The sequence below is a fragment of the Microbacterium sp. Leaf288 genome (assembly GCF_001422925.1).
Classification (GTDB): Bacteria; Actinomycetota; Actinomycetes; order Actinomycetales; family Microbacteriaceae; genus Microbacterium.
In genome coordinates this window covers 150,933-172,728 of sequence record NZ_LMNI01000012.1, presented here as the reverse complement: position 1 = coordinate 172,728, position 21,796 = coordinate 150,933, and the positions used below count along the sequence as shown (strand labels likewise).

Below are 21,796 nucleotides of genomic sequence, written 5' to 3'. Positions count from 1 at the left end.
CTTTGAGCGGACTGCATTCCCCGGTCGTTGAGCGGGCTGCATTCCCCGGTCGTTGAGCGAGCTTGCGAGTCGAAACGCCGTCAGCGGCGCTCGTGGGGGAGGACCTGCTTGATGCGGTCGATCGTGTTGTGCGCGGGGACCTCGTTGTAGGCGTTCGCGAGCTCCTGGCCCGACAGGGCGTGGATCGCGGCCATGATCTCATCCGTCGCGAGACGGCGTGCCTTGCCCGAGGACGCCGGGCCGTGGTGGGCGAGGTCGAGCGGCTCGCCGAACTTGACCGTGATGCGGTGCTGGAACGACGGCTTCTTGGCCCCCACCGGCATGACCTTGTCGGTGCCGATGAGCCCCACCGGCACCACGCGGGCGCCCGACTGCAGCGCGAGGAACGCGACGCCGGTGCGGCCCTTGTAGAGGCGGCCGTCGAGCGAGCGGGTGCCCTCAGGGTAGAGCGCCACGGCCTTGCCCTCGTCGAGCAGGGCGCGCTGCTGGTCGAGCGCATCGAGGGCGGCCTGCCCGGCGCCGCGCTGCACCGGGATCGCGCCGATCGACGTGAAGAACCACCGCGACGCCGGCTTGTCGAAGTAGGTCGACTTCGCCAGGAAGTGCACGGGGCGCGGTGCCGCCACCGGGATCGCGATCGAGTCGATGAACGACAGATGGTTGCTCGCGAAGATCACCGGGCCGGACTTGGGGACGTTGGCCTTGCCCTCGATCCGCGGGCGGTACACGACTCGGGCCAAGGGGGTCAGGATGCTGCGCCCCAGCGCGTACGTGAAGCCCATGCGGCGCGCCGCAACGGCGGAGGATTCGGGTTCTTCCGCCGTCTCGTCGGCGGTGTCTTCGGCGCCGGGCACGAGGTCGGAAGTCACCCGTAGAGGGTACTCCCGATTGCATTCCGGTATCGGCATGCCGTTTCCCAGCGCGAACAGAGGGAAGATGCGAAAGGATGGAGGCTTCCCTTCCCCTGACTAGAGGTTGTTCCGTGCGCATTCGCCCGTTCGCCGCCCTGTCCGTCGTCGCCGCGGCGACTCTCCTGCTTGCCGGGTGCACCGGGTCGGCCGATCCGAACGCCACGCCGACGCCGACGTCGACCGCTTCGTCCGAGTGCCTGCTCGACGCGCAGCCGGGTGCGGACTCCGACGCCATCGAGGTCACGGGCAACGGCGCGGATCTCGCGGCGACCGTCCCCGACGACCTCGCCTTCGAGGGCGTCGAGCGCACGATCGTGACCGAGGGCTCCGGCGACGACGTCGTGTCGGGTGACCTCGTCAGCGGCTTCTACACGATCTATGACGGATCGACCGGCGAGGTCCTGCAGGACTCGTCCGAGACATCGGCCGACGACTCCGGCGAGGTCCCGATCATCATGGACCCGCAGCAGTACTCGCTGTTCGTCGCGGCGCTCGAGTGCGCGCCGATCGGGTCGACGGTCGCGATGTCGATCCCGGGGAGCGCGTTCGGCGAAGGCGCATCGCCTGTCGTGATCGTCGCCGAGACCACTGACTTCGTCCCGACCAGCGCGGACGGCGCCGAGCAGGACCCGGTCGACGGCATGCCGACCGTCGAGCTCGCCGACAACGGCGCGCCGACCATCACGATCCCCGAGGCCACCGAGCCGCCGACCGAGGTGCAGATCGCGGACCTCAAGGAGGGCGATGGCCCCGTCGTCGAGTCCGGTGACACCGTGTTCGTGCAGTACACCGGCGTCAAGTGGTCGGACGGCTCCGTCTTCGACTCCAGCTGGGACCGCGGCCAGCCCTCGGCGTTCCAGACGACCGGCGTCGTCGCCGGCTTCCAGCAGGCGCTCGAAGGACAGCCCGTCGGCTCGCAGGTGCTCGTCGTGATCCCGCCGGAGTTCGGCTATGGGGCTCAGGACGGTCACGAGCTGCAGAACGAGACGCTCGTCTTCGTCGTCGACATCCTCGGCGTGCAGCGCGCCGCCGCCCAGCAGTAACCCGAGGCGGCCGCATCCGGCCCGGCGATAGGCTGGCCGGATGCGGCGCGTCCTCATCCTCGGCTCGACCGGTTCCATCGGCACCCAGGCGCTCGATGTCGTGCGGGCCAACCCCCGGCGGTTCAAGGTGGTGGGTCTCGCTGCGGGATCCGACCGCGAGACGCTCGAGGCGCAGGCGACCGAGTTCGGCGTCGAGAGCACCGCACTCGGGGCCGTCGAGGCCGAGCAGCTCGTGCGCGATGTCGACGCGGATGTCGTGCTCAACGGCATCACCGGCTCCGTCGGCCTCGGCCCGACCCTCGCCGCACTCGAGACAGGTCGCACGCTCGCCCTCGCGAACAAGGAATCGCTCATCGTCGGCGGCGACCTCGTCACGGCCCTCGCACGCCCCGGGCAGATCGTCCCGGTCGACTCGGAGCACTCCGCCATCGCTCAGGCGTTGCGGTCGGGGGAGCGCAGCGAAGTGCGCCGGCTCGTGCTGACGGCATCCGGGGGCCCCTTCCGGGGCCGCAGCCGCGCCTCGCTCGAGGACGTGACCCCGGCCGAGGCCCTTGCGCACCCGACATGGGACATGGGCCGCGTCGTCACGACCAACTCGGCGACCCTCGTCAACAAGGGCCTCGAGGTCATCGAGGCGCACCTGCTCTTCAACGTGCCCTACTCCGAGATCGACGTCGTCGTGCATCCGCAGTCCATCGTGCACTCGATGGTCGAGTTCGTCGACGGCTCGACGATCGCGCAGGCCTCGCCGCCCGACATGCGCCTGCCGATCTCGCTCGGGCTCGACTGGCCCAACCGCGTCGCCGGCGTCGGCCGGCCGCTCGACTGGACCACCGCGACCTCGTGGACCTTCGAGCCGCTCGACGACGCCGCCTTCCCCGCCGTGCGCCTGGCGAAGCAGGTCGGGCGGGCGGGCGGCACCTACCCTGCCGTGTTCAACGCCGCCAACGAACAGGCGGTCGACGCGTTCCACGAAGGACGCCTGAGCTTCCTGGGCATCATCGATGTGATCGAGCGCGTGGTCGACAAGCACGACGCCCCTGACGCCCTCACCCGGGACGCTCTCGCCGACGCCGAGGACTGGGCACGCCGCAAAGCCGACAAGGTCATCGCCGCAGCATCCTGACGGCGCGACCCGTCGCGCCGGCTGACCTCTCCGGCTGGCGTTGCTCCCTCACCCGAGGTCCCGGTCCCGACCTCATTTGAGGAGGATTGCCGAGATGCGGATCGCGGTAGAAGGATGCCTCCGCATCTCCGCACGCGTCCTCATTTGAGGAGGGCAGCGGGAGCGTCCTCAATTGAGGAGGGCAGCGAGAACGTCCTCAATTGAGGAGGGCAGCGAGAACGTCGGGGGAGCCCCGAAGAGGTGCTCAGGCCTGCGGATAGACCGGACGCAGGGGGTCGGATGCCGGGGTCTCGTGCTCCGGGTACGGCACCGGCCAGTGCGGCTCGGGCACGGGCCAGCCGGCCTCGCGCAGCGCGCGGCGGGCGAGCTCGCGCGCCGAGTAGGGCGTGCGGACACCGCGGATGTCACGGTAGTCCTGGTGACCGGGGCCGGCCCACAGGATCGCGTCGCCGTCGCCGACGAGCGCGACAGCCTCGATGATCGCGCGCTCGGGCGGCGAGAACTCGTGGATCTCGGCATCCGGCTGCGCGCGACGCGCGCCCTCGACCAGGGTGGCGCGGATCGAGTCCGGATCCTCGTGACGAGGGTGGTGGTCGGTGATGACGAGGATGTCGCTGCCCTCGACGCCCGTGCGGCCCATGTCATGCCGCTTCGTGGCGTCGCGGTCGCCGTCGGCGCCGAAGAGCATGACGACCTTGCCAGGGGTCACGCGCCGGACCGCGGCGAGCGTCTTCTCGAAGGCGTCGGGGGAGTGGCCGAAGTCGACGTACACCGCGGGTCCGGTCTCACCCGAGACGAGCTCGGTGCGACCCGGGAGATAGGCCTCGATCCGGCCGCCGTCGAGGGCCTCCACCAGGCGCTCCCAGGTGTAGCCGCCCTCGTGGATCATCACGATCGCGAGCCCGGCGTTGGCGGCCATGTGCCGGCCGATCACGGGGACGAGCGTGGTCAGGGTGCGCCCGTCGCGGGCGGTGAGGCGGAACTCGGTGCCGACCTGGCGCTCGTCGAGGATCTCGACCACCCAGTCGGCGGCGGCCGCGGCATCCGGATCCGACGCGAGGGCGGGCGTGCCCACGGTGACCGTCGGCACCTCGCTGCGCGCGACGACCTCGGCCCCGGGCTCCGAGTCGACGCAGACGACGGCGCGACGCGCGCGGTCGGCGCGGAACAACGGCAGCTTCGCCTCGAAGTACTCGCGCATGTCGGCGTAGTCATCGAGGTGGTCGTGGGTGAGGTTCGTGAAGCCGGCGACGTCGAACACGATGCCGTCGACACGGCGGCGGCTGAGCGCCTGCGCGCTCACCTCGACGGCGACCGCTTCCACGCCGCGCTCGCGCATGAGCGCGAGCAGCGCGTGCATCTCGTACGCCTCGGGGGTCGTGAGGCGCGACACGATGACCTGCCCGGCGATGTGGCGCTCGGCGGTCGACGACAGTCCGCTCGTCACGCCGAGCTGCCCGAGGATGCCCTCGAGCAGGTGCGAGACGCTCGTCTTGCCGTTGGTGCCGGTCGTGCCGAACAGCGTGGGGAGATCGTCGTCGCGTCCCGTGCTGTAGACCCAGGCCGACAGCTCGCCCAGGACTGCTCGAGGATCGTCGACGAGCACCACGGGCAGCCCGCTCGCGGCCGCGGCGTCGGCTCCGGCAGCATCCGTCACCACCGCGACGGCGCCCTTCTCGGCGGCCGTGGCGGAGAACTCGGCTCCGTGGCGGTTGACTCCCTGCACGGCGACGAACACGTCGCCGGGGCGGAGGTCGGCGGTCGCGAGGGTGAGGCCCGTCAGTGCGGCGTCGGCGACGTCACCGCGGACGTCGACGGCGAAGCGTGCCGCGAGGTCTGCGAGCGAGTGTGTCGGCGGCGCGTCGGGGCGGAGTACCGGGGGCAGGTTCGAGGGCGCGTCGGTCGGCATGGCGCATCCATCTTCGCATGGGGGCCGGTCGTCGAGCGGCGGGTGGTGCGCTCGCCCGACGACCGGCGGGGGTTCGCGTCAGGCCCTGCGGCGTCCGCGCACCAGCACGACCACGAGCGCCGCGATCCCGGCGGCGAGTCCGCCGGCCGCCAGCCAGCGCGCGACCGGGTCGGCGGAGGCGACGGATGCTGCAGCCTCGGCATCCGCGGCGGCCGCGTCGTCCGACGCGTGGCCGGAACCGTCGGCGTCAGCGTGCCCGGCGTCCGCGTCGTCCGCCGCGGCGCCCACGGCGACCAGCGGCGCGGGCGCATCGAGGTCGTGCGGGTCCTCGCCGTCCTCGGCGATCTGGGTCCAGGCGGTCTCGCCCGCAGCACACGTCTGTGTCACGGGGAACGCGAGGGCCGTGCCGGCCGTGCCCTCGGTGAAGAGCACGTCCATCGAGACGGCGGCTGCGAACCCGTCCTCGACCGGGGTGTCGGCGGTGTACACGACGCGGGTCGGCACGCCGTCGGTGCCGAGTTCGCGCGTGATCGTCCAGCCGCCCTGCACGACGGGCGTCGCGTTGCCGACGCCCGCGGGGATGTCGACCGCGAGGGCCGTCGTGGGGGAGCCGTCGCAGCCGTGCGAGAACGAGAACGTGAGCGTCTCGGTGCCGCCCGCCGCCGCCGTCTCGGGGGTGACGTGGACGTGGGCGGATGCGGCGAGCGGCGCGCCGATCGCGAGTGCGAGGCCGGCGGTGACGCCGATCACGACGCGGCGGGTGCGGGAGGAACGGGAGATGGAATCGGTCATGGCTGTGCTGTCGTCTTTCGTCCGGGTCGTCGGCGGGATCGCCGATCGGGGCGCACCGGCGGGAGCCGGACGCGCGAGAGGGTTCCGGCGCGCGCATCGGGCGCGGGCCGGCGACGGTGCGGCGCGCGGCGCCGCTCAGACGAGTGCGGGAGGACCGCGCCGCGAGACGTCGGACAGGACGATCCGTGCCGCGACGACCGCAGGGCCGGCAGGTACCGGCACGAACCGCGGCATCGTCGGCCGTGGCGCGATCGCGCGGGCGCGCGAGAAGAGCGAACGGATGCCGCGGCCCAGGGCGCGCAGCATCCGTTCCCCGCCGTACAGTGCGGCGACGGTCGCGATCGCCGCGAGCACGTGCGCGGCGAACATGGGGGCGTCGGGGAGGACGACGGCGCTGAGGTCGCCGCCGAGGTGCGTCACGTGGTGCCCGTGAAGCGCGGCGGGATCGGCGTCGGCGGTCACGGCGAACGCGACGTGGAACAGTCCCTGGCTCGCGAGCACCGTGGCGCCGACGCGCCACGCGGCGAGCCGCCGGCCGATGAAGGCGACCGCGACGGGAGCGGCGAGGATGCCGACCGCCGCGACGAAGGCGGGAGACGGCGCGCCGCCCCCGCCGAGGGTGTGCGCCGTGGCGGCGACGACGGTCGCGACCCACGCGGCAGCGGTGCCGCGCAGCGCGCGCACGTGGCGTGGGGTCACGGCTCCTCCTCGCGTCGAGCCTACGGGAGGAGCGAGGCGCCTTGCGTCCGCCCGCGGTGGGCGGCCGTCACACCCAACTCAAAGGCTGGCGCGGGTACCGTGAGCGTGTGGAGATCCTCGCGTTCGTCATCGGTGTCGCCCTCATGGTCGTGGGCCTCGCGGTGTCGATCGCGCTGCACGAGCTCGGCCACCTCTGGCCCGCCAAGAAGTTCGGCGTGCGCGTCGGCCAGTACATGATCGGGTTCGGCCCGACGCTGTGGTCCAAGCGGTGGCGCGGCACCGAGTACGGGTTCAAGGCGATCCCGCTCGGCGGCTACATCTCGATGGCCGGAATGTACCCGCCGTCGCCGCAGGCGGCGACACGTGACGGCCGGGCCGCCGGGGGCTTCTTCGCGACCATGGTGCAGGACGCCCGGGACGCGAACGACGAGACGCTGCACGGCGATGACGACACGCACGTCTTCTATCGCCTCCCGATCCACAAGCGCATCGTCGTGATGCTCGGCGGTCCGCTGATGAACTTCTTCTTCGCGATCGTGCTGTTCTCGATCCTGCTCACCGGGATCGGTGTGCAGACGGCGACCACCGAGGTCGCGCGCCTGTCGGAGTGCGTCCCCACGACGAGCTCGACCGAGTGCACCGACGCGTCTCCCGCGGCTCCGGCCGAGGCCGCCGGCATCCAGCCCGGCGACGTCATCGTGTCGATCGACGGGGAGCCGGTCGCGGACTTCGCCGAGGCATCCGCCATCATCCGCTCGTCGCCCGGCGAGCAGCTGACCTTCGTCGTCGAACGCGACGGCAGCGAGCAGACGCTGCAGATCACCCCCGCCACGATCCAGACCGAGGTGACGGCCGCCGACGGCACGACCACCACCCAGGAGGTCGGCTTCGTGGGCATCGGCCCCACCGTCGAGTACGTGCAGCAGCCGATCTGGGCCGGGCCGCAGATGGCCGTGCAGAACGTCGGCGCGGTCGCGGGGATCATCTGGCAGCTGCCCGTCAAGGTGTGGCAGACCGGGGTCGACCTCGTCACCGGCCAGGAGCGCGACCCGAACGGCCCGCTCAGCATCGTGGGCGCGAGCCGCCTCTCCGGCGAGGTCGCCGCCGCCGACTCGCCCGTGCTCAACCGCGTCGCGGGGTTCCTGTCGCTGCTCGCGTCGCTGAACATCGCCCTGTTCGTCTTCAACCTGATCCCGCTGCTGCCGCTGGACGGCGGTCACATCGCGGTGGCCCTCTGGGAGGGCATCAAGCGGGTGTGGGCGAAGCTCTTCCGGCGTCCGCCGCCGAAGCCGGTGGATGCGACCAAGCTCGTGCCGCTCACGTTCGCCGTCTTCGTGGCCCTGCTCGTGATGGGCGGCATCCTCATTCTCGCCGACCTCTTCAACCCCGTCACGCTCTTCTGACGCCCCGCGCACCGGCCGCGAAGAATCCTGGTCGGTCGTGTCGAAATCGGTCTTGTCCGTTCGCTGTAGGGATGCAACGGTTCCACTGACGAAAGGACACGACCGTGAAGTACGTGATCATGTTCACCTCGACCCCCGAGCTCGACGCCGCCGTGCCGGATGAGCGACGCCAGGAGGTCTACGGGCGGATCTACGAGTGGTTCGGCACGAACGCCGACAAGATCGACGATTCCGGCGCCGAGCTGCACCCGGTCAGCACGGCGACGACGGTGCGCTCGGGCGATGACGGTCCGGTCGTCGCCGACGGGCCCTTCTCGGAGGCGAAGGAGGTCATCGGCGGGTTCAGCGTGATCGACGTGCCCGACCTCGACGCGGCGATCGAGCTCGTGAAGACCTGGCCGTCCCTCGAATTCCCGGGCGTGGCGGTCGAGATCCGGCCGATGGTCGTCGACTACAGCCAATTCGAGTGATGTCCGCAACGGATGCCGCGGCCCCGCGCGACCCGGACCACCCGGGCGAGGGCGGGGCCGCGGCATCCGATCGTCTTCTCGTGAGCGTCGTGCGCGAGGAGTCCGCACGCATCACGGCGGCGCTGACCGTCTCGTTCGGAAGCTTCGACGTGGCCGAAGAGGCAGTCGCCGAAGCGGTGGAGGAGGCGCTGCGCGAGTGGCGCGGCCGGGGGATCCCGCCGAAGCCCGGCGCGTGGCTCATGCAGGCCGCGAGGCACAACGCCCTCGACCGGGTGCGGCGCGAGCGCGTGCTCCGAGACAAGGTCGCGCTGCTCCGACCTGACCCGTCGGTCGACGGCGCGCCGGCGGATGAGCGGCTCCCGCTCCTCTTCGGATGCTGCCACCCCGCGCTCGCGCCCGACGCCCAGCTCGCCCTCACTCTGCGGGCGGTGTGCGGCCTCACGACCGTGCAGATCGCCCGGGCCACGTTCTCGACCGAGTCCGCCACCGCGCAGCGGATCTCGCGGGCCAAGCGCAAGATCGCCGACAGCGGCATTCCCCTGCGCGTTCCCGAGGGCGCGGACGCCGCCGCGCGCCTCGACCTCGTGCTCACGATCGTGTCGGTGATGTACAGCGAGGCCCACTTCGTGGCGGGGGCGGATGCCGCGGCAGACCGCGACCTCGCCGACGATGCGCTGTGGCTCGCCCGGGTGGTCGCCGAGGCGCTTCCTCGCGCCGCAGAGGCGTGGGGACTGCTGTCGCTGCTGCGGTTCCACCGGGCCCGCGAGTCGGCGCGGTCGGTCGACGGCGAGCTCGTGCTGCTCGCGGAACAGGACCGCACACGGTGGGATGCGGCGCTGCTCGCCGGCGCGCGCGACGCTCTCGGGCGGGCGGCACGCCTGCGGCGGCCCGGACGCTGGCAGCTGCACGCGGCGATCGCGGCATGTCACGCGGATGCCGCCGATGCGGCGTCCACCGACTGGCTCCAGGTGCTGACGCTCTACGACATGCTGCTCGCGTACGACCGGTCGCCGGTGGCGCGGCTCAACCGTGCGGTCGCGCTCGCACGGGTCGACGGCGCGGCCGTCGCGCTCGCCGAGGTCGACGCGCTCGAAGCCCCGCTCGCACGATCGCATCTGTGGCACGCCGTGCGGGCGTCACTGCTGCGCGACCTCGGACGCGACGACGAGGCGCTCGCCGCGGACCTCCGCGCCCTCGAGCTCACGGCAAACGAGGCCGAGCGCCGCCTGCTCGCCGCCCGCACCGGCTCGGCCCCCGGTCGTTGAGCCGCAGCATCCGTCGCTCGGTTCGGAGTTTGGGGCGCGCGTTGTTCGTCGGGGCGCAGAAGGTGCGCCCCAACGGAGGAAGTGCGCCCCAAACCCGGTGGCCGGGCCGATGTGTGGCAGTCGTCAGGCGGGGACGGGACTCAGCGCCTGTTCGACCAGGCGCTGGAGCGTCGTCATGCCGTCGCGCGACAGGATCGACTCGAGGTGGCCCTGCACGGACGCGAAACCGGGGCCACGCAGCGCGTAGACGTCACCCGCCGCGTCGGCGGCGACCTCCGCCTCGCCTACGCGCGTCGTTCCGGCGGGGACGCGCGCGGTGAAGGTGTTGTAGAAGCCGATCGATGCCGGCATGCCGAACACGTCGACCGACTTCTGCAGGCCCTGGTGCGGCGCGTCGAGCGGAGCGAGGTCGATGCCGAACGTGTCGGCGAGGATCTGGTGGCTCAGGCACACCGCGAGGAGCGGCCGGCCGGCGGCGCGGCGACGCGCCACGACCTCGCGCATGCGATGGATGCGGGGGCTCGACGCGTCGCGCGGGTCACCCGGCCCCGGCCCGGTCACGAGGAGCTCCGCCGCATCGATCTGCGCGTCGGAGACCTCGCTCCACGGCGAGATCTCGACCTCGAGCCCGAGGTGGCGCAGCTGGTGGGCGAGCATCGTGGTGAAGCGGTCCTCGGCGTCGACGACGAGCGCCGAGCGCCCCGCGCAGGGCCCGGGTTCGCCCGAGCCCTGCGGGTTCAGCCAGAACTCGGCGAGGCGGCCGTTGCGCGACGCCAGCAGCTCGGCGATCGCGGCGTCGTCGGCGAGGCGTCGGGGGGCCGCCGCCGGGGCGTCCTCGTCGATGACCTCGCTGCGCGCGGCCGCGGACTCGGCCTCGGCGTCGCGGGGAACGGCGCCGATCGCGCCGAGCACGCCGGCGGCCTTGCCGTGGGTCTCGCCGACCTCGCCGTAGGGGTCGGAGTGGCGCACGAGCGTGGCCCCGACCGGCACGCGCAGCCGGCCGTCCTGCAGGTACGCGGTGCGGATGAGGATCGGTGCGTCGAGGTCGTGGGTCGCCTCGCCCGCCCCTCCCGGTTGCTGAGCCTGTCGAAGCACGCGCGGTGTGAAGAGCGCCGCGACGCCCGAGTAGTAGCCGCGCGGGGTCGTCTCGTGACGGGTGATGACCGTGCACGCGTTCTGCATCGGCGAGCCGGTCACCGTCGGCGCGAACATCGTCTCGCGCAGGATGTCGCGCGGGTCGAGCTTGCTGCGGCCTCGCAGCACGTACTCGGTGTGCGTCAGCCGCGACATCTCCTTCAGGTGCGGCCCCGTGATGCGGCCGCCGTCCGAGCAGACGGCGCTCATCATCTTGAGCTCCTCGTCGACGACCATGAAGAGCTCCTCGGTCTCCTTCGTCGAGCGGAGGAACTCGCTGAGCGTCTCGGGGGTCGCCCCTCCCGCCGGGTGGCGGAACGTGCCGGAGATCGGGTTCATCGTCACGACACCGTCACGTGCGCTCACGTGCGCCTCGGGGCTCGCGCCCACCGCGACATGGCCGGGGGTGACGACCGCGAAGGTCCAGTACGCGCCCCGCTCGTGCTCGAGGAGAGCCCGGAACCACGTCAAGGCGGCGGTGGCGGCATCCGTCGACACGCCCGCGGTGAAATCGCGACGGATGACGAAGTTGGCACCCTCGCCGCGACCGATCTCGTCGGCGATCACGCGCCGCACGATCTCGGCGTAGTCCTCGTCGGCGATGTCGAAACCGGGGTCCTCGAGCGGGACCGCGGCGGTCGGCAGCTGTGCGAGGGCCTCGTCGCGGGGGAGCGAGGTGCGGCTCTGCACGATGAGGCACCGCAGCGGCGCACCGTCGTCGTGGCACTCGAACCCGCGCTCGCGCACCTGACGGAACGGGACAAGAGCGAGCACCTCGTTCGGCGCGCCGGACGCCCCCGTCAGCGGGATGTCGGCGAGGAGGTCGACGTCGACGACGTCGCCGGTCAGCACCTCGACGGTGCGGTCGTCACGCGCGATGAGCGCGAACGGGAGACCGCTCGCAGCGAGGTCGGGAAGGGACGGGGAATCGGGCCCGGACATGTGCATCGTCTTTCGTCGTGGGGCGGAGTCCCGTACGAAAAAGAAGACCGCCCCGTGGGCGGTCTGTGGTCGCGCGAAACCCACCGCCTATGCGGTGAGCCACCAGGAGAGGTGCGCGGACATGCGCCGAACCTACCACACGCCCGATCCGGCCATCGGCCCACCGGCCCCGCGTTACGCACCATACTGAGGCCAGCCCGTTTCCACGCATCCCCGCCTCGCGGAGGTACGCCATGACCCAGCTGACCATCACCGAGCGCTCGCCCGAGCCCGAACGGCCGGAGCCGCGCCGTCGTCGCGGTCCGTCGATCGCCGACCGCATCCGCAACATGGGGGAGCAGCGCACCGGCGCTCTCCTGCTGGTGCTCGCGACGCTCGTCGCGATCGTCTGGGCGAACATCTCCGCCACGTCGTACCACGACTTCTGGGAGACCGCGCTGACGATCGGGTTCGGCGACATCCATCTCGAGTTCACGCTGCACGCGCTCGTCAACGACGCGCTCATGGCCATCTTCTTCTTCACGGTCGGGCTCGAGGTGCGCCGGGAGTTCGCGATCGGCGAGCTCACGAGCTGGTCGCGCGCGATGATCCCCGTGATGGCCGCCCTCGCGGGCCTGCTCGTGCCGGCGGGGCTCTTCCTCGCGATCGCCGCCGGGTCGGGCAGCGAGCACGCGTGGGGCGTGGTGATCTCGACCGACACCGCGTTCCTCGTCGGCGCGCTCGCCCTCATCGGGCCTCGCGCCTCTGGCCGATTGCGCGTGTTCCTGCTCGCGCTCGCGGTCGTCGACGACATCGGAGCGCTGAGCATCATCGCGCTCTTCTACACCGAGAACTTCACCCCGTTGCCGCTCGTCGTGGCGGCGGTCGGGCTCGCGGGCATCTACTTCACCCGCTACGTGCGCCGCGGCCGCGGCCCCATCTACGCGACCCTGTCGATCATCGTGTGGCTCGCGTTCCTCGCGTCCGGCGTGCATCCGACGCTCGCCGGTGTCGCGATCGCCCTGCTGATCCCGGTCTACCGGCCGAATCGCCGCGACGTGGAGCAGGCGCTCGAGCTCGCCCGGGTGTTCCGGCAGTCGCCGAACACCGAGTACGCCCGGCAGGCGGCGAACAGCCTGCGCGAATCGATCTCGATCAACGAGCGCCTGCAGTCGGCGTACTCCCCGTACGTGGCGTACGTCATCCTCCCGCTGTTCGCGCTGGCCAACGCGGGCGTCGAGATCTCGGGGCCGATCCTCGCGGCGGCGGTGCAGTCGCCGGTCACATGGGCCATCATCGTGGGGCTCGTCGTCGGCAAGTTCGTCGGCGTCTTCGGCGCGGCCGCGATCATGAAGGTGTTCAAGCTCGGCGAGTTCGGACTCGGCCTCACCCTGGACCGCATCGCCGGCGGGGCGATGCTGTGCGGCATCGGGTTCACGATCTCGCTCTTCATCATCGATCTCGCGATCGACGACCCCGGCGTGCAGAACGAGGCACGCGTCGGCGTGCTCGCAGCATCCGTCCTCGCGTTCATCCTCGCGGCGATCGTGTTCCGCATCTCGGACGCGCGACGGCCCGACGAGGACGGCGGGCGCACCCTCGTGCGTGAGGTCGACCCCCAGCGCGACCACATCTACGGCGACGTGAACGCGCCGCTCACGATCGTCGAGTACGGCGATTTCCAGTGCCCGTTCTGCCTCAAGGCGTCCGGATCGATCGAGGAGGTGCGCCGCGAGCTCGGCGACCGACTGCGGTACGTCTGGCGGCACGCCCCGCTCGAGCGGCAGCATCCCAACGCGCTCGCCGCGGCGGAGGCCGCCGAAGCCGCGAATCTGCAGGGCAAGCTGCCGGAGTTCTCACGCAGCCTGTTCGCCGATCAGGACCACCAGCTGCCGTCCGACATCATCCGGCGCGCCCGCGAGCTCGGACTCGACGTCGAGCGCTTCGAGGAGGACCTCAGCTCGCCGAAGGTGACCGAGCGGGTGCGCGACGACATGCTGGATGCCGAGGCGATGGACATCACGTCGGTGCCCACGTTCTTCATCAACGGCGTGCGGCACGTCGGGCCGTACGATGCGCGCACGCTCGTGCGCGCCCTCACGGACTCGGAGGCGGCAGAGACCGGCACCCAGCCTGAGCCCCGCGCCGACGCGTAGTCGCGCCTGCGGCGCTCCACGCTTGCTCGCTCGGCCCCGTCCGCAAGCGGCCGGGCCTCACTCGCTGCGCGTAGGCTGTCACACGTGCCAGCCGTCAACATCGGGATGCCCAAGGTCGCCGAAACGCTCGCCCCCCGTCGCAAGACCCGCCAGATCAAGGTGGGCAAGGTGCTGGTCGGTGGCGATGCCCCCGTGAGCGTCCAGTCGATGACGACGACGCCGACGACCAACATCAACGCCACCCTCCAGCAGATCGCCGAGCTCACCGCCTCGGGATGCGAGATCGTCCGGGTCGCCGTCCCCTCGCAGGACGACGCGGACGTGCTGCACATCATCGCGGCGAAGAGCCAGATCCCGGTGATCGCCGACATCCACTTCCAGCCGAAGTACGTCTTCCAGGCGATCGACGCCGGGTGCGGCGCCGTGCGCGTGAACCCCGGCAACATCCGCAAGTTCGACGACCAGGTCGGCGCGATCGCGGCCGCCGCGAAGGCGGCCGGGGTGTCGCTGCGGATCGGCGTGAACGCCGGCTCTCTCGACAAGCGCCTGCTGGAGAAGTACGGCAAGGCGACGCCCGAAGCGCTCGTCGAGAGCGCCGTGTGGGAGGCATCCCTCTTCGAGGAGCATGACTTCCACGACTTCAAGATCTCGGTCAAGCACAACGACCCGATCGTCATGGTGAAGGCGTACCGCCTCCTCTCCGAGCGCGGCGACTGGCCCCTCCACCTCGGCGTCACCGAGGCGGGCCCGGCGTTCCAGGGGACGATCAAGAGCGCGACGGCCTTCGGCATCCTCCTCGCCGAGGGCATCGGCGACACGATCCGCGTCTCGCTCTCGGCCCCGCCGGCCGAAGAGGTCAAGGTCGGCCACCAGATCCTGCAGTCGCTCAATCTGCGCGAGCGCAAGCTCGAGATCGTCTCGTGCCCGTCGTGCGGCCGCGCCCAGGTCGACGTCTACACGTTGGCCGACGACGTGACCGAGGGCCTCAAAGACATGACGGTCCCGCTGCGCGTCGCGGTCATGGGCTGCGTCGTGAACGGCCCGGGCGAAGCCCGCGAGGCCGACCTCGGTGTCGCCTCGGGCAACGGCAAGGGCCAGATCTTCGTGAAAGGCCAGGTCATCAAGACGGTGCCCGAGGCCGACATCGTCGCGACCCTCATCGAAGAGGCGAACCGCATCGCCGACGAGATGGGCCCTGACGCGCCGATCGGCACCGCGCAGGTCGTCACGTCGTAGCGCCGGCGCCGGTCATCGCGGTCCGGCTCACCGCCGCGCGTGGTACCGGCCTGCGATGAACGCCGCCGCGACCTTGAGCAGCGGCGACTCGCCCAACCGGTAGTCCGCGCCGCGCGCGAGACGGTCGGCGAGGTCGGGCCTCCGGCTGCGGAGGTACTCACGTCCGACCGCGGCGTGGGGCGAGTTCGACACGACCTTGATGGCATCCGCGTCCTCGACGAGTGCGATCGCGTTCTCGATGTTCTGCTGCGTGGTCGTGCTCGTCGAGTCGAGCAGGATGCGCCCGGCGTAACCGCGACTCTCCCGGGCGTAGCGCGCCATCAGCTCGGCTTCAGGGATGTCGCCGCCGACGCTGCCGCCGCACAGCACCAGCACGCTCTCGCGCGCCCGAGGACTCTGCGAACGGAGCCCGACGCGAACGCGGTACCGGTTGACGAAGTTCGCGGCCGGCCCTCGATCGCGGTAGCCGAGGACCACCACAGCCTCGATGCCGTCTTCCCCGGCGCTGACGCCGAGCGCGCGGTGCGAGGCGCGCCAGTTCACGTACTCCGCCCACGCGAGCACGCCCAGGCCGGCCGCTGTCGCGGCCACCGCGAGCGGGGGGATCAGTCGACGCACACCCCGACCCTACGGGCACGGTCACGGCGCCCGTGGCAGGATCCGAGGGTGCATCACCCCTCCACGCCGCCCGTCGACGCCGGCCTCGGTCGTCTGTCGCCGCGGCAGCGTGCCCTCGTCGCCGCGTGGCTCCCGGGTGCTGAGGTCATCGCCGACCTCAGCTGGAACCAGGTCGAGACCGTCGTGCTGCAGGTGCGCCAGGGCGATCGCGCGCTCATCGTCAAGGCGGGCGGCGACGCCGATCACCACCTCGGCCGCGAGCTCGACGCGCACGAGGGCGGGTACGTCTCCCCGTGGGCGGAGCGCGGCCACGCGGCCAGGCTCCGGTGGGCCGATCGTGAGGCTCGCGTCCTGGTGCTCGACTGGCTTCCCGGCGAGCTGGCGTACCGCACGGCCGCAGGCGTCGACCCCGAGGTCCATCGTCGTGCGGGCGCGCTGCTGCGGCAGTTCCATGCGCAGGCGACGCAGCGCTCTGCGGGGACGGATGCTGCCGCCACCCGCCGCGCGATCGCCTGGCTGGACTCGTCCCACGCGATCGCGCCGGACGTCGAGCGCCGGCTGCGAGCCATGCTCGCCGCGCTGCCGCCGATCGAGGACGACCTCGTTCCGACCCACGGAGACTGGCAGCCGCGCAACTGGCTGGTCGACGGCGACGAGGTGCGCGTCATCGACTTCGGGCGCTTCGCGTTCCGCCCCGCCGCCACGGACTTCGTGCGCCTCGCCGCGCAGGAGTGGCGTGAGAACCCCGCGTGCGAGTTGGCGTTCCTCGATGGCTACGGCCCGGACCCCCGGCATCCGTCCCACTGGATCCTCCTGCGAGCGCGAGAGGCCATCGGCACGGCCTGCTGGGCGCATCAGGTCGGCGACGCCGAGTTCGAGGCGCAGGGGCATCGCATGATCGCGGACGTGCTCGCGGAGTTCGAGGCGCGCTGAAGCCTGCCGCACGGGGCCCTGCGAGGGCTCCGTTACTGTGAGCGCATGGTGCACTTGCGCAGGGTCGGCGATGTCGAGGTGTACGAGCGCCTGCGTTTCGTGCCGCTGACGGTCGGGGCGGCCGCCGCGGGCATCGTCCTCGTGCTGCTGCCGGTGTTCGACACTCGCTACCTCGGATTCTCGGCCGGGCTGGGTCTCGTGGTGTGGCTGCTGTGGGCGTTCGCGGTGTGGCCTCGCGTGACCGTGGAGACCGACGCGGTGCACGTGCGGAACACGTTCACGACCACCCGGTTCGCGCTCTCCGCCCTCGACGGCGTGACATCGGGCTTCACGCTCGACTTCCTCCTCCGCGGCGGCCGGCGTGTGCGGGCGTGGGCGGTGCCGGGGCAGCAGAACCTCGCCATGGAGGCGATGCGATCCGCGGACGCGCACGCGAGCGGGTTCCAGCCCGTCAGGCGGGTCGCCGAGCTGACTGTCGGCAGCGCGACCACGCCCGCCGGCCAGGTCGCGGCGTCCATCGCGCGCAGACTCGCTGTGGCAGGCGCGGGGCAGGTCGGCGTCACCGATCCGCCGGCGGATGCCGTTCGTCGGGTCAACGTGATCATGATCGCGGTGACCTGCCTGGTCGTGGTTCTCGCGGTCGCCGGCATCGCGGGCGTCGCATCGTGACCGCATCGCGAGGATCGCGACGGCACGAGGCATGACCGAGGACTCCTCGACCGGCGCCGCGGCGGCGGATCCTTCGCCCGCTCCGGCCGAGACCGCTCCGCTGTCGCGGCCGATCGTCGCGGGCATCGTGACCTCCCTCGTCGGCGTCACGAGCTCGTTCGCCGTGGTGCTGACCGGCCTCGACGCCGTCGGGGCATCGCGCGCGCAGGCGGCGAGCGGCCTCCTCGTGCTGTGTCTCACGATGGGGGCGTCGGCGATCCTCCTGGCGTGGCGCTATCGCATGCCGATCACCGTCGCGTGGTCCACGCCGGGCGCCGCGGTGCTCGCCGCCACCGGAGCCGTCGAGGGCGGCTGGCCTGCGGGGGTCGGCGCGTTCCTCGTGACCGCCGGCCTCATCCTGCTGACGGCGCTCTGGCCGCAGCTCGGCCGGCTCATCGCGCGGATCCCGCCGTCGATCGCACAGGCCATGCTCGCCGGCGTGCTGCTTCCGCTGTGTCTCGCGCCGATCACCGGGCTGGTCCTCAACCCGTGGGGCGTCGTGCCGGTCCTCGTCACGTGGCTCGTGTTCGTGCGGCTCGCGCCGCGGTGGGCGGTGCCGCTCGCATTCGTCGCGGCATCCGTCGTCGTGGCGGTGGATGTCGCGGTCACGGGCGCGACGATCGATCCGGCGCTGCTCGTTCCCCGACTCGAGTTCACGGCGCCGACGCTCACCTTCGGTGCCGTCGTCGGACTCGCACTGCCGCTGTTCCTGGTGACGATGGCGTCGCAGAACGTACCGGGCATCGCGATCATGCGCAGCTTCGGCTACCAGGTGCCGTGGCGGCCGGCGATGCTCGTGACCGGTGTCGGCACCGCGATCGGCGCGACGGCCGGCGGGCACGCGATCAACCTCGCCGCGATCAGCGCCGCGCTCGCCGCAGCACCGGATGCGGATCCCGACCCGAAGCGGCGCTGGGTGGCGGGCGTGTCGACGGGTGCGAGCGGCATCGTGCTCGGCGGGTTGTCAGCGGCGCTCGTCGCACTGGTCGTGGTGGCGCCGGAAGCTGTGATCCCGGCGGTCGCCGGCATCGCGCTGTTCGGCGCCTTCGGCTCGGCGGTGCAGCAGGCGATCGACGATCCGGGGGAACGGCTGCCGGCCGTGGTGACGTTCCTCGTGGCCGCGTCGGGCGTCGCGATCGCGGGCGTGAGCGCCGCGTTCTGGGCCTTGGTGGCAGGTCTCGTCGTGCGTGAGGTGCTGCACTTCGGCCGCCGCTCGCGCTGAGGCCGCCACATCTGTCAGGAGCGGAGGGGATGCGACGAGCGGAGGTTGACTTCGGCGCTTTCGGCCCTCCCCTCCTCACATTCCCTCCGCTCAGGACGCGGCGGGCGTCAGCTCTCGCGGGCCGCGCGGCGCCGGAGAAGCGACGCGTAGACGCCGAGGAGTCGCGGCACGACGACGTAGACCGCGAGCGGCACGACGACGGCGGTGAGCACCAGTGCGCGGAGGATGGGATGCCACGACTCCGACACGGGGGCGAGCAGCAGCATCCCCACCGACACGAGAGGGAAGATCGCCAGCCAGGTGATCACGGCGCGGACGTGGACGGACGGCGCGGGAGCGGGTGCGGCCACGCGAACGGGCTCGGTGCTCGAAGAAACGGACATGTGCGGCATCCTTCCGAAAAGCCAACTGAATGGTTGCAACTGGCTCGTTGTAAGTGAACCACCGCGCGAACTATTCCGCAACCACTTAGTTGGATTTCTTCGTTACCATGGGCGCATGGCGTGGGATACCGAGCGCACGAGGCGGCTGCTGCTTGCCGCTGCGACGGTGGAGTTCAGCGAGCACGGGCTGGCCGGCGCACGCGTGGACCGCATCGCCGCCGCCGCAGGCGTGAACAAAGAGCGCATCTATCAGTACTTCGGCAAGAAGGACGAACTGTTCGCCACGGTGCTGGCCGAGGCGCTCCAGGCCGCGTTGCAGGCGGTCCAGGTCGAGGGCACCGGGCCTCAGGCCGTGGGCGACTACGCCGCGCGGCTGTTCGATCACCACATGGCGAACGGCCACATCCCGCGCCTCGTCTACTGGGAAGGACTCGAACGCGGCATCGCGGCGGCGGAGAGCCCGGTGCGAGCCGAGTTCCACGCCGAGAAGGTCACGCGCATCCAGCGCATGCTGCCGGGTGTCGGTCGCGTCGAGGCGGGGGAACTGCTGCTCACCCTCGTGAGCCTCGTCAATGCCTGGCCCGTGCTGCCGCAGCTCGACGCCCTCATCGTGCCCGACGCCGGCGACGGCGCCGCGCGCACCGCGGCACGACGCGCCGCGATCGTCGCCACGGTGACGGCTGCCGCGATTGCTGTTGCGGCGTCCGCCTCGGCCGAGCCCGCCGCGCCCTGACGCCCTAGTCCGATCAGTGCAGCGTCCCGCCGGACGCGGCGGCGTCTTCGGCGACGTCGAGGCTCGTCCGCACGGCGATCTCGAGCGCACGGGCGATGTCCGAGAGCGGCAGGGCGGCAGACTCCGTCGTCGGCGCGTGCTCGGTGGACCAGGGCACGTGCACGAATCCGGCACGGGTTCCGGATGCCGCGGCCTCGAGCGCAGTGAAGAACACGTGGTTGCACACGAACGTGCCGGCCGAGTACGACACCTCGGCGGGGATCCGGGCGTCGGCGATGCGCCGTGCGATCTCCTTCACGGGGAGCGTCGCGAAATGGGCGGTTGCGGCACCGGGAACACTCGGCACGTCGACGGGCTGGTCCCCGTCGTTGTCGGGGATGCGCGCATCGACGAGGTTCACCGCCACGCGCTCGACGCCGATCGCGGCGCGACCGCCCGCGAGCCCGGCGGCGATCACGATGTCGGGCCGGTGCTCTGCCAGCAGTGCGCGCATCCGCTCCGCTGCGCCCGCGAACGTCACCGGCAGCACGGCGGTGACGAGCGCTTCGGGCCCTTCCCAACGCGAGGCCACGAGATTCACGGCGGCTCCCGACGGGTTGGAAGGGTCGCCGCCGAACGGCTCGAACCCGGTGAGCAGCACTGTCGTCATGCGACCACGCTATGCGCTGTGCTCGAGCACGACGGTGCCCGAATCGATGTCGGTGGACGTGAGGCGCAGTCGCACGGTCGCCCCCGCCCCCGCGTCGAGCCCCGCGACCTTCGCGGTGACCGGCGGATCCGTGAGCTGCACGCGGGCGCCGTCGCCGCGCAGGCCCAGCACCACGGCTTCGAACACCTGGCCCTCGTGGCCGGAGAGGAGCGCCGCCTCGACCCGGTCGACGGTCGCCGCCCCGAGACGATTCGCGACGCCGTCACTGCGTGCCATGATCTTCGGCAGCGACGCAAGGCTCTCCCGCGCCCACGCAGGCACATCCCGCCCGTTCGCGAGCGCCTCGCAGATCACGAGCGACCAGCGATCGACGAGTCGCCGCAGCGGCGCCGTGGTGTGCGCATAGGGTGCGCCGATCGCCGCCTGCAAGGGGTCGGCGGGCGGTGCGCCGTCGAAGGCCGCGTACCCCGCGCCGCGGAACAGGCCCGCAGCGGCATCCAGGATCGCGAGCGCGGCGGGCGAATCGCGGTCGAGACCGCGCAGGTAGTCGCCGTACGAGACGTCGGCCGGCCACGGGATGCCGAGCGCCACCGTCTGCGCTCGGAACGCGGCGACGTCGTCGGCCTCGGCAGCGGGCATCGTCCGCAGGATGCCCACGCGGCCCTCCAGCATGATGTCGGCGGCAGCCATTCCGGTGAGGAGCGAGACCTGGGCGTTCCAATCCTCGATCGCGAGCGGAGCGTCGCGTTCGAGGCGGTGACCACCGTCGTCGGCGACGATGCGGGTCTCGGGCACGTTCAGGCTCGCCCCGCCGCGCTCGGCCTCGCGTTCGAGCCGCAGCGGGCCGAACCACGCGAGCGCATCGAGGCTCGGCGGAGCGGTGCCGGCGTCGATCACGGCCTGGGCGTCGACGTAACTCCATTGCGCGCGCGACCGGATCACGGCGCGTCGCAGCGTCGTCTCGAGGGGGCGAGCCCCGTCATCGAGGACGAACCTCCAGACGAACGCCCGACGGTCCTGATCCGGCAGCAGCGACGCCGCCTCCTCGCTGATGACGACGGGATGCAGTGGGATCCGACCATCAGCCGCGTACAGGGTCTGCCCGCGCAGCCGCGCCTCCGCGTCGATCGCCGCGCCCGGGGTCACGAAGGCGGGGAGGTCGGCGATCGCATAGTGAAGCACCGCCCCGGTCGGCGTGCGCTCGATGTGAAGGGCCTGGTCGAGGTCGGTGGAGCCCGCGGGATCGATCGTCAGGAACTCGATGTCGCGCAGGTCGGCGAGCTCCGCTGTTCCCGGATCGGCGGAGACGGCGCGGGCGGCGCGCTGGGCCTCGGCCTCCACGTCAGCGGGGAAGCCGGCCGGAAGCTCCAGCTCCTCGCGCAGGTGCGCGAGCGACTCGACGAGCTCGTCGTGGGTTTGTGCAGGAGCGAGTCGAGGTCGGCGTGCGGGCACCCGATTAGTGTAGGGACCGGGGTGCGTGCGAGG

20 protein-coding genes are annotated in these 21,796 nt (G+C 71.8%); 11 read left to right on the top strand and 9 right to left on the bottom strand.

Features of this window, described 5'->3' with window-relative positions:
• Positions 1-80: 80 nt before the first annotated feature.
• The gene (locus ASF40_RS14395; protein ID WP_056371480.1) at positions 81-782 is read right to left on the bottom strand and encodes a lysophospholipid acyltransferase family protein; all 702 of its coding nucleotides are present in this window, start codon (positions 780-782) and stop codon (positions 81-83) included.
• Between the two features lie 200 nt (positions 783-982).
• Between ASF40_RS14395 and ASF40_RS14390 the strand changes: the two genes are divergently transcribed.
• Both ASF40_RS14390 and dxr read left to right on the top strand, forming a co-directional pair.
• The gene (locus tag ASF40_RS14390; RefSeq protein ID WP_056370255.1) at positions 983-1,954 is read left to right on the top strand and encodes an FKBP-type peptidyl-prolyl cis-trans isomerase; all 972 of its coding nucleotides are present in this window, start codon (positions 983-985) and stop codon (positions 1,952-1,954) included.
• A gap of 40 nt (positions 1,955-1,994) precedes the next feature.
• The gene (gene dxr, locus ASF40_RS14385) at positions 1,995-3,080 is read left to right on the top strand and encodes a 1-deoxy-D-xylulose-5-phosphate reductoisomerase (RefSeq protein WP_056370253.1); all 1,086 of its coding nucleotides are present in this window, start codon (positions 1,995-1,997) and stop codon (positions 3,078-3,080) included.
• 244 nt (positions 3,081-3,324) lie between these two features.
• Here the strand turns inward: dxr and ASF40_RS14380 are convergent, their stop codons facing one another.
• The 3 genes from ASF40_RS14380 to ASF40_RS14370 all read right to left on the bottom strand — a co-directional run bounded on the left by ASF40_RS14380 (position 3,325) and on the right by ASF40_RS14370 (position 6,480).
• Positions 3,325-4,989 carry a Mur ligase family protein gene (locus tag ASF40_RS14380; protein WP_056370251.1) on the bottom strand — a complete coding sequence of 555 codons (1,665 nt, stop codon included), beginning with the start codon at positions 4,987-4,989 and terminating at the stop codon, positions 3,325-3,327.
• 78 nt (positions 4,990-5,067) lie between these two features.
• Positions 5,068-5,781, bottom strand: coding sequence for a YcnI family copper-binding membrane protein (locus ASF40_RS14375; protein WP_056370249.1), 714 nt, complete (start codon positions 5,779-5,781; stop codon positions 5,068-5,070).
• A gap of 135 nt (positions 5,782-5,916) precedes the next feature.
• Positions 5,917-6,480 (bottom strand): hypothetical protein, encoded by a 564-nt coding sequence (locus ASF40_RS14370; RefSeq protein WP_056370247.1) that lies wholly within the window; start codon positions 6,478-6,480, stop codon positions 5,917-5,919.
• A 107-nt stretch (positions 6,481-6,587) separates the two neighbouring features.
• Here ASF40_RS14370 and ASF40_RS14365 point away from each other — a divergent pair, with 107 nt between their 5' ends.
• The 3 genes from ASF40_RS14365 (at position 6,588) to ASF40_RS14355 (ending at position 9,618) form a co-directional block, all read left to right on the top strand.
• Positions 6,588-7,883, top strand: a complete 1,296-nt coding sequence (locus ASF40_RS14365) for a M50 family metallopeptidase (protein ID WP_056370245.1) — start codon at positions 6,588-6,590, stop codon at positions 7,881-7,883.
• Positions 7,884-7,987: 104 nt separating this feature from the next.
• Positions 7,988-8,353, top strand: a complete 366-nt coding sequence (locus tag ASF40_RS14360; RefSeq protein WP_056370244.1) for a YciI family protein — start codon at positions 7,988-7,990, stop codon at positions 8,351-8,353.
• A complete protein-coding gene (locus ASF40_RS14355) occupies positions 8,353-9,618 on the top strand; it encodes an RNA polymerase sigma factor (RefSeq protein ID WP_056370242.1) in 1,266 nt (421 codons plus the stop codon). The genes ASF40_RS14360 and ASF40_RS14355 overlap by 1 nt, the downstream gene beginning before the upstream one ends.
• 123 nt (positions 9,619-9,741) lie before the next feature.
• On the opposite strand, the gene ASF40_RS14350 is transcribed toward ASF40_RS14355, so the two are convergent.
• Positions 9,742-11,694 (bottom strand): anthranilate synthase family protein, encoded by a 1,953-nt coding sequence (locus ASF40_RS14350; RefSeq protein ID WP_056370240.1) that lies wholly within the window; start codon positions 11,692-11,694, stop codon positions 9,742-9,744.
• Positions 11,695-11,927: 233 nt separating this feature from the next.
• On the opposite strand from ASF40_RS14350, the gene nhaA reads away from it, so the two are divergent.
• Positions 11,928-13,829: a Na+/H+ antiporter NhaA gene (gene nhaA, locus ASF40_RS14345; RefSeq protein WP_056370238.1), complete on the top strand. Its 1,902-nt coding sequence runs from the start codon at positions 11,928-11,930 to the stop codon at positions 13,827-13,829.
• An 84-nt stretch (positions 13,830-13,913) separates the two neighbouring features.
• A complete protein-coding gene (gene ispG / locus ASF40_RS14340) occupies positions 13,914-15,065 on the top strand; it encodes a flavodoxin-dependent (E)-4-hydroxy-3-methylbut-2-enyl-diphosphate synthase (protein WP_200919494.1) in 1,152 nt (383 codons plus the stop codon).
• Positions 15,066-15,092: 27 nt separating this feature from the next.
• Here ispG and ASF40_RS14335 read toward each other — a convergent pair whose 3' ends face one another.
• Positions 15,093-15,683 (bottom strand): YdcF family protein, encoded by a 591-nt coding sequence (locus ASF40_RS14335; RefSeq protein ID WP_200919493.1) that lies wholly within the window; start codon positions 15,681-15,683, stop codon positions 15,093-15,095.
• Positions 15,684-15,731: 48 nt separating this feature from the next.
• On the opposite strand from ASF40_RS14335, the gene ASF40_RS14330 reads away from it, so the two are divergent.
• From ASF40_RS14330 to ASF40_RS14320, 3 genes are read left to right on the top strand one after another with little or no spacing between them, the layout of a single operon-like run.
• A complete protein-coding gene (locus ASF40_RS14330; protein WP_082497082.1) occupies positions 15,732-16,616 on the top strand; it encodes an aminoglycoside phosphotransferase family protein in 885 nt (294 codons plus the stop codon).
• Between the two features lie 45 nt (positions 16,617-16,661).
• Complete coding sequence (locus tag ASF40_RS14325) at positions 16,662-17,285, top strand: hypothetical protein (protein WP_056370236.1); 624 nt, start codon at positions 16,662-16,664, stop codon at positions 17,283-17,285.
• A gap of 31 nt (positions 17,286-17,316) precedes the next feature.
• Positions 17,317-18,546 carry a benzoate/H(+) symporter BenE family transporter gene (locus ASF40_RS14320; RefSeq protein WP_082497081.1) on the top strand — a complete coding sequence of 410 codons (1,230 nt, stop codon included), beginning with the start codon at positions 17,317-17,319 and terminating at the stop codon, positions 18,544-18,546.
• 107 nt (positions 18,547-18,653) lie between these two features.
• On the opposite strand, the gene ASF40_RS14315 is transcribed toward ASF40_RS14320, so the two are convergent.
• A complete protein-coding gene (locus tag ASF40_RS14315) occupies positions 18,654-18,929 on the bottom strand; it encodes a hypothetical protein (protein WP_235560250.1) in 276 nt (91 codons plus the stop codon).
• A gap of 115 nt (positions 18,930-19,044) precedes the next feature.
• Here ASF40_RS14315 and ASF40_RS14310 point away from each other — a divergent pair, with 115 nt between their 5' ends.
• Positions 19,045-19,662: a TetR/AcrR family transcriptional regulator gene (locus ASF40_RS14310; protein ID WP_056370233.1), complete on the top strand. Its 618-nt coding sequence runs from the start codon at positions 19,045-19,047 to the stop codon at positions 19,660-19,662.
• A 13-nt stretch (positions 19,663-19,675) separates the two neighbouring features.
• On the opposite strand, the gene pcp is transcribed toward ASF40_RS14310, so the two are convergent.
• Together pcp and ASF40_RS14300 are read right to left on the bottom strand one after the other, a co-directional pair.
• Positions 19,676-20,311 (bottom strand): pyroglutamyl-peptidase I, encoded by a 636-nt coding sequence (gene pcp, locus ASF40_RS14305; protein WP_056370231.1) that lies wholly within the window; start codon positions 20,309-20,311, stop codon positions 19,676-19,678.
• A 9-nt stretch (positions 20,312-20,320) separates the two neighbouring features.
• The gene (locus ASF40_RS14300) at positions 20,321-21,763 is read right to left on the bottom strand and encodes an RNB domain-containing ribonuclease (protein ID WP_157549692.1); all 1,443 of its coding nucleotides are present in this window, start codon (positions 21,761-21,763) and stop codon (positions 20,321-20,323) included.
• Between the last annotated feature and the right edge of the window lie 33 nt (positions 21,764-21,796).

What these genes read in the sequence shown, in the direction of transcription:
- ASF40_RS14395 (WP_056371480.1), bottom strand. Translation starts at nt 782, where the DNA reads ATGGGCTTCACGTACGCGCTGGGGCGCAGCATCCTGACCCCCTTGGCC.
- dxr (WP_056370253.1), top strand. Translation starts at nt 1,995, where the DNA reads ATGCGGCGCGTCCTCATCCTCGGCTCGACCGGTTCCATCGGCACCCAG.
- ASF40_RS14380 (WP_056370251.1), bottom strand. Translation starts at nt 4,989, where the DNA reads ATGCCGACCGACGCGCCCTCGAACCTGCCCCCGGTACTCCGCCCCGAC.
- ASF40_RS14375 (WP_056370249.1), bottom strand. Translation starts at nt 5,781, where the DNA reads ATGACCGATTCCATCTCCCGTTCCTCCCGCACCCGCCGCGTCGTGATC.
- ASF40_RS14355 (WP_056370242.1), top strand. Translation starts at nt 8,353, where the DNA reads ATGTCCGCAACGGATGCCGCGGCCCCGCGCGACCCGGACCACCCGGGC.
- ASF40_RS14350 (WP_056370240.1), bottom strand. Translation starts at nt 11,694, where the DNA reads ATGTCCGGGCCCGATTCCCCGTCCCTTCCCGACCTCGCTGCGAGCGGT.
- nhaA (WP_056370238.1), top strand. Translation starts at nt 11,928, where the DNA reads ATGACCCAGCTGACCATCACCGAGCGCTCGCCCGAGCCCGAACGGCCG.
- ASF40_RS14325 (WP_056370236.1), top strand. Translation starts at nt 16,662, where the DNA reads ATGGTGCACTTGCGCAGGGTCGGCGATGTCGAGGTGTACGAGCGCCTG.
- ASF40_RS14320 (WP_082497081.1), top strand. Translation starts at nt 17,317, where the DNA reads ATGACCGAGGACTCCTCGACCGGCGCCGCGGCGGCGGATCCTTCGCCC.
- ASF40_RS14315 (WP_235560250.1), bottom strand. Translation starts at nt 18,929, where the DNA reads ATGTCCGTTTCTTCGAGCACCGAGCCCGTTCGCGTGGCCGCACCCGCT.
- ASF40_RS14310 (WP_056370233.1), top strand. Translation starts at nt 19,045, where the DNA reads ATGGCGTGGGATACCGAGCGCACGAGGCGGCTGCTGCTTGCCGCTGCG.
- pcp (WP_056370231.1), bottom strand. Translation starts at nt 20,311, where the DNA reads ATGACGACAGTGCTGCTCACCGGGTTCGAGCCGTTCGGCGGCGACCCT.